11 protein-coding genes and 1 pseudogene are annotated in these 12,409 nt (G+C 67.2%); all 12 read left to right on the top strand.

Features of this window, described 5'->3' with window-relative positions; translation table 11 throughout:
* Positions 1-60 precede the first annotated feature (60 nt).
* A pseudogene (sufB, locus tag ACQKDV_RS14850) lies at positions 61-912 on the top strand (Fe-S cluster assembly protein SufB); the annotation flags it as partial.
* 64 nt (positions 913-976) lie between these two features.
* Positions 977-1,741, top strand: coding sequence for a Fe-S cluster assembly ATPase SufC (sufC, locus tag ACQKDV_RS14845; protein ID WP_427784689.1), 765 nt, complete (start codon positions 977-979; stop codon positions 1,739-1,741).
* A complete protein-coding gene (gene sufD, locus ACQKDV_RS14840) occupies positions 1,741-3,003 on the top strand; it encodes a Fe-S cluster assembly protein SufD (protein ID WP_427784687.1) in 1,263 nt (420 codons plus the stop codon). Before sufC ends, sufD begins: the two co-directional genes overlap by 1 nt.
* The gene (locus ACQKDV_RS14835) at positions 3,000-4,256 is read left to right on the top strand and encodes a cysteine desulfurase (protein ID WP_427784686.1); all 1,257 of its coding nucleotides are present in this window, start codon (positions 3,000-3,002) and stop codon (positions 4,254-4,256) included. The genes sufD and ACQKDV_RS14835 overlap by 4 nt, the downstream gene beginning before the upstream one ends.
* 107 nt (positions 4,257-4,363) lie before the next feature.
* Entirely contained in the window at positions 4,364-4,903 is a 540-nt protein-coding gene (locus ACQKDV_RS14830; RefSeq protein WP_427784684.1) for a GNAT family N-acetyltransferase, read from the top strand.
* Positions 4,900-5,232, top strand: a complete 333-nt coding sequence (locus ACQKDV_RS14825) for a non-heme iron oxygenase ferredoxin subunit (protein WP_427784682.1) — start codon at positions 4,900-4,902, stop codon at positions 5,230-5,232. The genes ACQKDV_RS14830 and ACQKDV_RS14825 overlap by 4 nt, the downstream gene beginning before the upstream one ends.
* Positions 5,233-5,496: 264 nt before the next feature.
* Positions 5,497-5,907 carry a hypothetical protein gene (locus ACQKDV_RS14820; protein WP_427784680.1) on the top strand — a complete coding sequence of 137 codons (411 nt, stop codon included), beginning with the start codon at positions 5,497-5,499 and terminating at the stop codon, positions 5,905-5,907.
* Between the two features lie 142 nt (positions 5,908-6,049).
* A complete protein-coding gene (locus tag ACQKDV_RS14815; RefSeq protein ID WP_427784677.1) occupies positions 6,050-8,332 on the top strand; it encodes a TonB-dependent receptor in 2,283 nt (760 codons plus the stop codon).
* Positions 8,333-8,400: 68 nt separating this feature from the next.
* Positions 8,401-9,120, top strand: coding sequence for a tetratricopeptide repeat protein (locus ACQKDV_RS14810; protein ID WP_427784675.1), 720 nt, complete (start codon positions 8,401-8,403; stop codon positions 9,118-9,120).
* Positions 9,121-9,130: 10 nt separating this feature from the next.
* A complete protein-coding gene (locus tag ACQKDV_RS14805) occupies positions 9,131-9,808 on the top strand; it encodes a Fe2+-dependent dioxygenase (protein ID WP_427784673.1) in 678 nt (225 codons plus the stop codon).
* 177 nt (positions 9,809-9,985) lie between these two features.
* The gene (locus ACQKDV_RS14800) at positions 9,986-10,387 is read left to right on the top strand and encodes a hypothetical protein (RefSeq protein WP_427784671.1); all 402 of its coding nucleotides are present in this window, start codon (positions 9,986-9,988) and stop codon (positions 10,385-10,387) included.
* 158 nt (positions 10,388-10,545) lie between these two features.
* Positions 10,546-12,409: TonB-dependent receptor domain-containing protein (locus ACQKDV_RS14795; RefSeq protein WP_427784669.1), on the top strand; the 1,864-nt coding region annotated here is incomplete at its 3' end.

Here is a 12,409-nt window from a genome sequence, read left to right as displayed (position 1 = left end):
GTCGATTAAATCCAGCCCTTAGCTTTGCAGCTACGAGTCGATCACCACGGGCAAGCCAAGGGCGTGCGCTGCCCGATGGAACTGAGCACCTACTTCCGCATCAACGCCGGCCACACCGGCCAGTTCGAGCGCACCCTCATCGTGTGCGAGGACAAGGCCTACGTGTCCTACCTGGAAGGCTGCACCGCGCCGATGCGCGATGAGAACCAGCTGCACGCTGCGGTGGTCGAGCTGGTCGCGCTGGAAGACGCGGAAATCAAGTATTCCACCGTGCAGAACTGGTACCCGGGCGACGAGAACGGCGTCGGCGGCATCTACAACTTCGTCACCAAGCGCGCCGAATGCCGTGGCGCGCGCAGCAAGGTCACCTGGACCCAGGTCGAGACCGGCTCGGCCATCACCTGGAAGTACCCGTCCTGCGTGCTGCTGGGCGACGATTCAGTGGGCGAATTCCACTCGGTGGCGCTGACCCACCACCGCCAGCAGGCCGACACCGGCACCAAGATGATCCATGTCGGCAAGCGCACCAAGAGCAAGATCGTCAGCAAGGGCATCAGCGCCGGCCGCGGCCAGAACACCTACCGTGGCCTGGTAAAGGTCGACCGCAACGCCGATGGCGCGCGCAACTACACCCAGTGCGATTCGCTGCTGATCGGCAAGCAGTGCGGTGCCCACACCTTCCCCTACATCGAGGTGAAGAACCCGGGCGCGACCGTCGAGCACGAGGCCACCACCTCCAAGATCTCCGACGACCAGCTGTTCTACTGCCGTGCCCGTGGCATCAACCAGGAAGACGCGGTGTCGATGATCGTCGACGGCTTCTGCAAGCAGGTGTTCCGCGAACTGCCGATGGAGTTCGCCGTGGAAGCCAAGAAGCTGCTGGAAGTCTCGCTGGAAGGGTCGGTGGGCTGATCCGCCTGCTGCCTTCGTCTGAATATTTCAGCCACGCGTGGCGTGGCGCTACTGGATTCGTATCATGCTGAAGATCGACAACCTCCACGCCCGCATCGGCGACAAGGAAATCCTCAAGGGCCTGTCGCTGGACGTGAAGCCCGGCCAGGTGCACGCCATCATGGGCCCCAACGGCGCCGGCAAGTCCACCCTGGGCAATGTGCTGGCCGGCCGTGACGGCTACGAAGTCACCCAAGGCAGCGTGCAGTTCGAGGGCAGCAACCTGCTCGACCAGGACCCGGAAGCGCGCGCTGCCGCCGGCCTGTTCCTGGCCTTCCAGTACCCGGTGGAAATCCCCGGCGTGAACAACACCTATTTCCTGCGTGCGGCACTGAACGCCCAGCGCAAGGCCCGCGGCCAGGACGAACTGGATTCCATGCAGTTCCTCAAGCTGGTGCGACAGAAGCTCGCCGTGCTGCACCTGAAGGACGAACTGCTGCACCGTGGCGTCAACGAAGGCTTCTCCGGTGGCGAGAAGAAGCGCAACGAGATCTTCCAGCTGGCCGTGCTGGAGCCGAAGCTGGCGATCCTGGACGAGACCGATTCGGGCCTGGACATCGACGCGCTGAAGAGCGTGGCCGACGGCGTCAACGCACTGCGTGCGGCCGACCGTTCGTTCCTGGTCATCACCCATTACCAGCGCCTGCTGGACTACATCAAGCCGGACGTGGTGCACGTGCTGGCCGATGGCCGCATCGTCAAGACGGGCGGACCGGAACTGGCGCTGGAACTGGAAGCGCACGGTTACGATTTCCTCAAGGATCGCGTGGTGCGCGAGGCGGCGGTCTGATGAGCGCCCTGCTCGACTCGATGGCCCAGACCTTCTGCGGCAGCGATGCGCGCCGCGAAGTGCTCGACACGGTTCTGCGCGACGGCCTGCCGGCCGCCCGCAGCGAAGCCTGGAAGTACACCTCGCTGCGCCAGCTGGAGCGCCGCACGTTCGCCGCCGCGCCGCTGTCGCCGCCGGTACTGGATGCGGCGGTGCTGGACGACATCCCGGCGCCGCGTCTGGTGTTCGTCAACGGCCGCCTCAGCGACGCGCTCAGCGACACCCACGGCCTGCCGGCCGGCGTGCAGCTGGAACCGCTGTCCTCGGCGCTGGCCGCCGGTGGGGACGCTGCGCGTTTCCTCGGCCGCCGCTACGAGCGCAGCGACGAAGTGTTCGCCCGCCTGAATGCCGCGCTGGCCGATGAAGGCCTGGTGCTGCGCGTGGACGAAGGCGTGCAGGTCGAGGTGCCGCTGCAGCTGGTGTTCGCCAGCGTGGCCGGCGAGACCGACCTGGCCTGGCACCATCGCCACCTGATCGAACTGCGTGCCGGCGCCAGCCTCGGCGTGGTCGAGCACCGCTTCAGCGTGGGCGACGCGGCGCACCTGGACAACACCGTACTGCATGCCCACGTCGCCCGCGATGCCGTGCTCAAGCACGCCCGCGTGCAGGCCGGCAGCGCGCGCCAGACCAGCTTCCTGCGTACCGATGCAGTGCTGGCACGCGATGCCCAGTACCACCGCGTCGACCTGGAACTGGGCGCCGCACTCAGCCGCCACGAACTGAACGTGCGCATGGAAGGTGACAACGCCCAGCTGACCGCCAATGGCGTGCTGCTCGGCAATGGCCGCCGCCACGTCGATACCCGCCTGGGCATCGACCACATCGCCCGCGATACCCGCAGCGAGCTGCTGTGGCGCGGCGTGGCCGCCAACCGCAGCCGCGTGGTGTTCCATGGTGGCATCCAGATCCGCGAAGGCGCCGATGGCACCGACGCGAACCTGTCCAACAAGAACCTGCTGCTGTCGGCCGACGCCGAGATCGACACCCAGCCGGTGCTGGTGATCGACGCCGATGAAGTGAAGGCCGCCCACGGTGCCACCGTCGGCCAGCTCGATGCCAATGCGCTGTTCTACCTGCGTTCGCGCGGCCTGCCGCAGCCGCAGGCTCAGGCACTGCTGAGCGCCGCGTTCTGCCACGAGCCGCTGAAGGTGCTGCCCGACGCCCTGCGCGAGCAGCTGGCACGGCGCCTGGACAAGGCCCTGGCCGAAGCAGGTGTGGCATGAACCTGTCCACCCCGCGCCTGACCGAAACCCCGGCCGGCACGCCGGACTGGGACCGCGTCCGCCTCGACTTCCCGCTGCTGATGCGCGAAGTGCATGGCAAGCCGCTGGTGTATTTCGACAACGCCAATACCGGCCAGAAGCCGGTGCAGGTGATCGGCGCGGTGGACGAGTTCTACCGCCGCTACAACGCCAACGTCAGCCGTGCCGTGCACGCGCTGGGCACCGAGGCCACCGACGCCTACGAGGGCGCGCGCAACAAGCTCGCCCGTTTCCTCAACGTGCGCAGCAACGAACTGGTGCTGTGCAGCGGCACTACCTTCGCGATCAATCTCGTTGCCTACTCCTGGGCCCTGCCCCGGCTGAAGGCCGGTGACGTGATCCTGGTCTCGCGCATGGAACATCATGCCAACATCGTGCCGTGGCAGCTGGTCGCCCAGCGCACCGGCGCTACCATCCGCGTGGCCGGGATCACCCCCGACGGCGCGCTGGACCTGGACGCGCTGCGTGCGGCGATGACCCCCGAGGTCAAGCTGCTGGCCGTGGCCCACGTGTCCAACGTACTGGGCACGGTCAATCCGGTGCGCGATATCTGCCGTGAAGCGCGCAAGCGCGGCATCATCACCGTGGTCGATGGCTCGCAGGCCGTGCCCCACCGCAAGGTGGACGTGGCCTCGATCGGGTGTGATTTCTACGCCCTCACCGGCCACAAGATGTGCGGCCCGACCGGCACCGGCGCACTGTGGGCCCGCCGCGAACATCTCGACGCAATGCCTCCGTTCCTCGGTGGTGGCGAGATGATCAAGGAAGTCAGCTTCGACGGCACCGTGTTCAACGAGGCCCCGCACAAGTTCGAAGCCGGCACCCCGAACATCGCCGGCTTCATCGGCCTGGGCATGGCCGTGGATTACCTGCAGGACCTGGGCCTGGAGCACGTGGAAGCGCGCGAGGCCGAACTGCTGGCGCACTTCACCGAAGAACTGCACAAGGTTGATGACCTGCGCATCCTCGGTGAAGCACCGGAAAAAGCCGCCGTGGTGTCCTTCCTGATCGACGGCGCGCATGCCCACGACCTGGCCACGCTGCTCGACCTGGAAGGCGTGGCCGTGCGTTCGGGCCAGCACTGCGCGCACCCGCTGCTGCAGTACTACGGCGTGGCCGCCACCTGCCGTGCCTCGCTGGCGTTCTACAACACGCACGCCGAGATCGAGCGGTTCATGACCGCGCTGACCAAGGTGCGCAAGCTGCTGGGCTGAGCCCGCAGACCGGGGTCAAACGCCGGGGTCAGAACCCTTTCGCACCGCGAAAGGGTTCTGACCCCGCACCATTTTGCGGCCGCCGCCACCCCACCTAGAATGGCGGCATGAGTACCCTGACTTTCCGCGCCGCCACGCCGGCCGACATCCCCGCCCTCATTGCCCTCGTCACCTCGGCCTACCGTGGCGACGCCAGCCGTGTCGGCTGGACCACTGAAGCCGACCTGCTGGACGGCGCCCGCATCGACGCCGAAGGCATCCAGGGCGACCTGGACCGGCCTCGTTCCACCATCCTGCTGGCCGAACGCGAGGGCCGCCTGGTGGCCTGCGCACACGTCGCCGATGTCGACGGCAAGGGCTACTTCGGCATGTTCTCGGTCGACCCGGCCCAGCAGGGCGGTGGCGTCGGCAAGCAGGTGATGGAGGCCGCCGAAGCACACGCCGCGCGCGAATGGAATGTGCCGGTCATGCAGATGACGGTGATCGACGTGCGCGACGAACTGATCGCCTTCTACGAGCGTCGTGGCTACCTGCGCACCGGCATCAAGAAGCCGTTCCCCTATGGCGACGAACGCTTCGGCATCCCCAAGCGCGATGACCTGCGCTTCGAGATCCTGGAAAAACCGCTGGCCGGAGCATCGGCATGAGCGATACCTGGACCTTCGTCTGCGCCGGCGCCGAACTGCTGCCGGGTGAAATGAAGAGCGTGTTCGATGAAGTGACCGGCACCCCCATCGTGGTGTTCAACCTCGATGGCGAGCTGTATGCACTGGAAGACCAGTGCACGCATGAAGAGTTCGAGCTGTCCTCGGGCGAGTTCAACACCGCCGAAGGCAGCATCGAGTGCGTCCTGCACGGCGCGCGCTTCGATGTGCGCGATGGCCGTACCCTGTGCGCCCCGGCCTACACGGCAGTGCCGAAGTTTCCAACCAAGCGCGAGCACGACGCGATCTGGACCCGCGACGACCGCGATTGAAGCCAAGGAAATCCACCCATGGTGTGGATCTACAGGTGGATGCCGACCGTGGTCGGCCCACGCGCAACGCGCTCTACGCGACCACAGCACCCCGCCACCCCGCACCTTCACATACCGCGCCATTCACCCATGGGGTGGATCTACCGCTTCGCCCAGCGCCCCTGCGCGCCGCTCGCAGACCATCGCCCAGCGCGTATATGCGAATCATTATCGTTGATGTTATCCTGCGCAACGGATTCGTAACGGTTTGTCACCCGCCGCACCATGGCTTCGCCCGCGTCCACCGCCACGCTGTGCCAGCTCGCCCGCCAGGGGTGGCCGCTGCTTGTGGCCGCGCTGCTGACGCTGTGGCTGGGCTGGTCGGCACTGCAGGAAGGGCGCAGTAACGCCAGCTTCGGTCTCCAGGCCGGCTGGCAGGCCCAGCTGAACGAGGGTTCGCAGGTGCTGCCCTTCCCCGCCCCGGCCGGCGAGGGCTGCCCGCACAACGTTGCCCCCGCGCCCGAACCGCCGTTCGACGGTGAAGCCGGCGGAGACTGCACGGCCATGACCCCGGCGCGTCCGCCGCTGGTCGCCCACGTACCGATGTGGCCCTCCGATGCCCTGCGCTGGCAGCAGCCTGACCCGGCACTGCGACTCAACCCGGGCCACGCGCCCCCCGCACCTCACGCCTGTTGAGGCGACCTGCGGCCGTTGCCGCGCGCCTTGTGCCGTCCATCTCGCAGCCGAGCATTGGCTCGGCTCTACAGAACGTCTCTCCGCGTGCGGTCGCGCGCCGGCCCGCACGCATTCACTATCGTCACTACCCCCTACCCAGCCCATGACCCACATCACCTCCCGCAAGCACGCCCCGCGCGTTTCGCTGCTCGCCACCGCCACCCTCGCTGCCGGCTTCGCCCCGCTGGCCGCACAGGCCGCCGACGATGCCGGCTCCAGCAAAGCCACCGATCTGGACAAGATCCAGGTGCGTGGCAGCTGGTTCAACCCGTCCTCGCCGAAGTTCACCGCCGAGCTGCTGGACACCCCCAAGTCGGTGTCGATCGTATCGGAAAAGCTGATCGCCGAAACCGGCGCGACCAACCTGCAGGATGCGCTGCGCATGGTTCCGGGCATCACCTTTGGTGCCGGCGAAGGCGGCAACCCGACCGGTGACCGCCCCTTCATCCGTGGCTTCGACTCGCAGAGCAACATGTTTGTCGATGGCCTGCGCGACGTCGGTTCGCAGACCCGCGAAATCTTCGACCTGGAGCAGGTGGAAGTGGTCAAGGGCCCGAGCTCGGCCTACGGCGGCCGCGATTCCGGCGGTGGCAGCCTGAACCTGGTGAGCAAGACGCCGAAGTTGAAGAACGAAACCAACGCCAGCATGGGCATCGGTACCGACAGCTACGCGCGCGGCACCGTCGATGCCAACTACATGCTGGGCGAAGGCACGGCTGCCCGCCTTAACCTGATGAAGCACGAATCGGACATCGCCGGCCGTGATGCGGCCAACGTCAGCCGCTGGGGCATCGCGCCGTCCATCGCCTTCGGCCTGGACGGCCCGGCGCAGCTGATCGCCAGCCACTACCACATGGAAAGCGACGACCTGCCCGATGCCGGTGGCTTCCCGTACGGCAACCCGAACGGCGCGCCGGTATCGAAGTGGGTGGACGGCCGCCCGATGGTGCCCGACCGCAACAACTACTACGGTCTGGTCGACCGCGATTTCCAGCGCACCCGCGCCGACATCAGCACGCTTGATGGCAGCTATGACTTTGGCGGCCACAAGCTGCGCAACATCGCGCGCCTGGGCAACACCAGCAACGATTACCTGTGGACCCAGCCGGACGACAGCCAGGGCAACCCGAACAATTACGGCACGCTGTGGCGCCGGACCAACAGCCGTGCGGTGGACGTCAAGAGCTTCGCCGACCAGCTGAGCCTGACCGGCGCCTTCCAGACCGGCGCGCTGAAGCACAGCTACAGCGCCGGCGCGGAGTACAGCGACGAGAAGATGACCCGCGGCAGCTACCTGATGACCCCGGGCACCAACAACCCGCTGACCAACAGCAGCAAGTGCCCGACCACCGGCGCCGCCACCGGTTACAACTGCACCAGCTTCGCCAACCCGAACCCGAACGATCCGTGGTCGGCGACCCATGCGGTATACCGCAGCAACAAGGCGCTGGACGTTGAACAGCGCACAAAGACCACCTCGGCCTACCTGTTCGACACCATCGAACTGACCTCGCAGTGGAGCGTCAACCTGGGCCTGCGCTACGACGATTTCAGCACCACCCTCACGACCCCGGTCGCCAACGCCGCGCCGACCCGCGTGCGCAATGACAACGACTTCCTGAACTACCAGGCCGGCGTGGTCTTCAAGCCGGCCGCCAACGGCAGCATCTACCTGTCCTGGGGCACCTCCTCCACCCCGCCGGGCATGGACGGTGGTGACGGTTCCGATGGCCTGAGCGCGGCCGTGGCCGACCTCAAGCCGCAGGACACGAAGAACCTGGAACTGGGCACCAAGTGGGATCTGTTCGGCAACCGCCTGAACCTCACCGCTGCGGTCTTCCACACGGTGATGAACAACGCCCGTGTCACCGTCGACAACGGCACCAGCCAGAACGCCGGCAAGAAGGAAATCAACGGTGTCGAACTCGGCTTCACCGGCCAGCTGACCGAGGCCTGGAGCCTGTACGGTGGCTACACCTACCTGGATTCGGAACTGAAGGACAACGGCTACGTCTGCGCCGTGTCCGGCCGCACCTGCCCCAGCGGCATCTACATCCCGTCGCCGTACAACGGCAACGTCTTCCCCAACACCGCCAAGCACAGCGCTACTCTGTGGAGCACCTACCGCTTCCCGTTCGGCCTGACCGTCGGCGCCGGTGCCAACTACTCCGACAAGCAGTATGGCGACGTGGCCAACACCAAGTGGATCCCCAGCTACACCCGCTTCGATGCCATGGCCAGCTACGCCATCCAGGACAACATCAGCCTGCAGTTGAACGTGCAGAACCTGACCGACAAGACCTACTTCACCAAGGCCTATGCCTCGCACTACGCGAGCATCGCCCCGGGTCGCTCGGCCACCTTCGCACTGAACGTCTCGTTCTGATGTAACCCACGCACCACGCGGCGGCAGGCCCTCCTGCCGCCGTTTCTGTCTACGGTGATACTGCACGCATGGCGCCCCCGGCCCCCATCGACAGCGATACCCTGGCCGCACTGCTGCAGCACGACCCGGCGGCCGCGTTCGCCCACGTGCATGCGGCCGCACAGGCCGGCCAGGTCGACGCCCAGCTGCTGCTCGCGCAGCTGCACATGGAAGGCCGCGGCACCGCGCAGGACGCCGATGCGGCCCTGCTCTGGTATGAAACCGCCGCCAACAACGGCGTGCCGATGGCGATGAACATGCTGGGCCGCTGCCATGAGCTGGGCCAGGGCACGATGGCCGACCCGACCCTGGCAGCCGTCTGGTACCGGCGTGCAGCCGACACCGGCCTGGACTGGGGCCTGTACAACCTGGCCAACCTGCTGGCCACCGGCCGCGGTGTCAGCCAGGACCGTGCGCAGGCACTGGCGCTGTACACCCGCGCGGCGCAGCTGGGCCATGCCAAATCGATGAACCTGCTGGCCCGCCACCTGGAAGACGGGCTGGAGATCGAGCGCGATCCACAGGCCGCCCTGGCCTGGTACCAGCGCGCGGCCGAGGCCGGCGATTTCCGCGGTCAGGCCAACTACGCTTCCATCCTGCTGCAGGCCGGCCAGGTCGACCAGGCCGTGCACTGGCTGCAAAAGGCGCTGGCCCACGGCAGCCCGGCGTTCATGGCGCATATCGTGCCGGAGCTGGCCGCTTCCCCGCATCCGCAGGTGCGCGCCCTGGTCGCGCCCTCGCCTCACTGAGGAACTCCACATGCTGCTGCACCTCCCCGACATCCTCAGCGCCGAACAGGTCGCGCGCTTCCGCCAGCAGCTGGACGCCGCCGACTGGACCGACGGCCGCGAGACCGTCGGCCACCTCGGCGCGCAGGCCAAGCACAACCAGCAGCTGCCCGAGGCCTCGCCGCTGCGCCGCGAACTGGGCGAGATCATCCTGCTCGCGCTGGCCCGGCATCCGCAGTTCTTCAGTGCCGCGTTGCCGCTGAAATACCTGCCGCCGCGCTTCAACCGCTACAGCGGCGGCGGCACCTACGGCTTCCACGTCGATGGTGCGGTGATGAATCTGGCCCACGGCGAACAGCTGCGCTCGGACATCTCCTGCACCCTGTTCCTGTCCGCGCCGGAGGAGTACGACGGCGGCGAGCTGGTCATCAGCGATACCTACGGCGAGCACGAGGTGAAGCTGCCGGCCGGCGATCTGATCGTGTACCCGTCCAGCAGCCTGCACCAGGTCAACCCGGTCACCCGCGGCGCACGCGTGGCCTCGTTCTTCTGGGTACAGAGCATGGTCCGCGACGATGTGCAGCGGCGCCTGCTGTGGGAAATGGACATGTCCATCGAACGCCTGCGGCAGACCGGCGGCGATGCCGGCGCGGTGCTGCAGCTGACCGGCGTGTACCACAACCTGCTGCGGCGCTGGAGCGAAGTCTGACGCCCGTGTCGCGCCGCTGCGACACGTTGGCAATCATTCTCATTTGCAACCGCTAACAGCTCTCATTACAATCACGCCCCGTTGACGCCGGATGGTCCGGCGCACACCCAGGGGTTGCCTGCCTTGCGTCACCCGTTTCACCCTCGCCCGCTTCGTCTTGTGCAGTTCGGTACCGCCATGCGCGGTCATCGCCCTGCGCTGGCCAGCCTGTTGGCGTGGGTGGCGATGCTGGCGTTGCTGCTGGGCACCTTGCCCCTGTTGCCGCACGACCCGGCCGGCGTCGCAACCCAGGCATGGCAGCCACCGCAGGAAGGCCGCGGCGGTGAAATGCCGGTGGAAGAAGAGGCCCCGGCCAAGCTGCGTCGCTGCGTCTGCGCGCCAACCAAGGCGGCCGACAAGGCACCGCCTCCGCCACTGCTGCTGGCCAGCCAGTGGCTGCGCAGCGAACTGGATCTGGTTCCCCTCGCCTCGGCCCGCGCCGGGGTCCGTGCGGACTGGCCGCTGGCCGCACCGGACATGCCCTGGGCCGATGCGCCCGGGCGCCGCCAGCAACGCGGCCAGGCCCCGCCGCTGGCCTGATCTTCGGCCCCACGTGACCGCGCCTGTGGTCGCGCCTGCGCGCCGCTGCCTGCTCCATCCCCTGCTGCATTCCTGCTGCCCCTGACCGGGGCTCCCTGTGCATGCCGCGCGTTCCGCGCCCGGCATCGCGCCACCCTGCATCCTTCGAGGTTACTGCCATGGCCCAGCGCCATCGTGTCCGTTCGTCCCTGTCCCGCCATCTCCTTGCCAGCGCCGTGCTGGCTACCTTCGCCAGCCCTGCCTTCGCCAGTGGCGAGGCCGCCGCCCCGCAGACCCTGGACAAGGTGGTGGTCACCGCCGCCGGTTTCGAACAGAAGGTGGTCGACGCGCCGGCCAGCATCAGCGTGGTCAGCCGCGAAGAACTGAGCAAGCGTCCGTACACCAGCCTGGTCGATGCACTGCGCGACGTCGAAGGCATCGACGTCGGCCTGGAAGCCACCGACAAGAACGGCCGCGCCACCATTTCCATGCGCGGCCTGCCGTCCGAATACACCCTGGTGCTGATCGATGGCCGCCGCCAGAGCAATGTTGGCCAGCTGTACCCGAACAACTTCGGCGGCGGCCAGTTCTCGTACCTGCCGCCGCTGGATGCCATCGAGCGCATCGAAGTGGTGCGCGGCCCGATGTCCACCTTGTACGGCTCCGATGCAATGGGCGGCGTCATCAACATCATTACCCGTCGCAACCAGGACAGCTGGCACGGCTCGCTCAGCCAGGGCTTCACCGTGCAGCAGGACGACCAGTTCGGCGATGCACGCACCACCGACCTGTACCTCAGCGGGCCGCTGCTGAAGGATCGCCTCAGCCTCGCCGTGCGCGGCAGCTACTACGATGCCAAGGCCTCCAACCCCGAATGGGATGCGTTGACCCTGCCCGATGGCACGCTGTGGGAGCGCAGCATCGGCTTCGGTGGCGGCGGCAAGTCGGTGGCCAACACCAACTGGAACACCGGCCTGCGCCTGGATTTCCGCATCAACGATGACCACGATCTGTGGCTGGACTACGACGTCTCGCGGCAGAAGTACGACAACAGTGAAGGCCAGACCGGCACCCTGGACAGCCTGGCCAGCCTGTGGCGCGTCGGCAACGCGGTCATCCCCAACCCGAACGGCAGCGGCACGATCACCCGCCGCGTGGTGCAGCCGCGCGTGGGCTACACCGCTTACCAGCGCTACGAGCGCGACCAGCTGTCGCTCACCCACCAGGGCCGCTACAGCTTCGGCACCTGGCAGACCTCGCTGACCCACAGCAAGAGCAACAACCTCGGCCGCTCACTGCCGCTCACCCTGGACGAGCGCGCCGACCTGCAGACCCTGTGGAACGACGTCTGCCAGCGCACCGGCGCGGCCAACAACTGCGCCGCCGGCCGTACCAACGCACTCGGTTCACTCAACGCGGACGAGATGGTGCGCCTGCAGGCGTTCCTGCCGCGCCCGCTGCGCACCATGGAACTGGAAGGCTACGTGCTGGACACGATGCTCGACCTGGACTTCGGCGCGCACACGCTGACCGTCGGCGGGCAGTACAACGACACCGACATGATCGACGGCGTATTCGGCATGGACGGCGCCGGCTACCGCAGCAACACCAAGCAGAAGCACCGCATGTGGGCGCTGTTCGCCGAGGACAACTGGTCGCTGACCGACACCCTGACCGCCACTTTCGGCCTGCGCTACGACGACCACAACATCTTCGGCAGCCATGTCAGCCCGCGCGGCTACCTGGTGTGGAACGCCAGCGATGCGTGGACCTTCAAGGGCGGCGTCAGCACCGGCTACAAGACCCCGCGTCCAGACCAGCTGTTCCCGGGCATCACCGGCTTTGGTGGCCAGGGCGTGCTGCCGCTGGTGGGCTCGCCCAACCTGAAGCCGGAAACCAGCACCAACTACGAGCTGGCCGCGTACTACGAAGGCCAGCGCTGGGGCCTGAACGTCACCGGCTTCATCAACACGTTCGAGGACAAGATCGCCAGCGGCGGCACCTTCCCGAACTGCGAAGTGGCCCCGGCCGGCAGCGGCTACT

It is taken from the genome of Stenotrophomonas sp. NPDC077659, from assembly GCF_050268705.1.
Lineage (GTDB): Bacteria > Pseudomonadota > Gammaproteobacteria > Xanthomonadales > Xanthomonadaceae > Stenotrophomonas.
Note: the sequence above shows the minus strand (reverse complement) of the source record. Positions and strands in the feature narration are given on the sequence as shown.